General features: G+C 51.2%; 1 pseudogene. It reads left to right on the plus strand.

Annotation, left to right across the window (positions count from 1 at the left end):
* A pseudogene (locus ABEV15_RS14040) lies at positions 1–250 on the plus strand (IS1380 family transposase); the annotation flags it as partial.

A 250-nucleotide genomic window follows, 5' to 3' on the forward strand; every position in this document is an offset into this window, starting at 1 on the left:
GGGAAACAACATGTACAAGACAACATGCCTTCGTTTTTAACTACCGCCATCCATCGAGCTCGTCCGCTGACCTCGTCTCGTCTGCTTGTCCGCATGGATGCAGGAAACGATGCGGAAGCGAATGTGCACGTATGTCTAAAGGAAGACGTGGACTTTGTCATCAAGCGAAACTTACGCCGAGAATCGAAAGCGCTTTGGTTCCAGATCGCTTCGCAAAAGGGCAGACGCGTCGATGATGGACAAACCGAAG

The sequence above is a fragment of the Bhargavaea massiliensis genome (assembly GCF_050480245.1).
In the GTDB taxonomy this organism is placed as follows: domain Bacteria; phylum Bacillota; class Bacilli; order Bacillales; family Anoxybacillaceae; genus Anoxybacillus.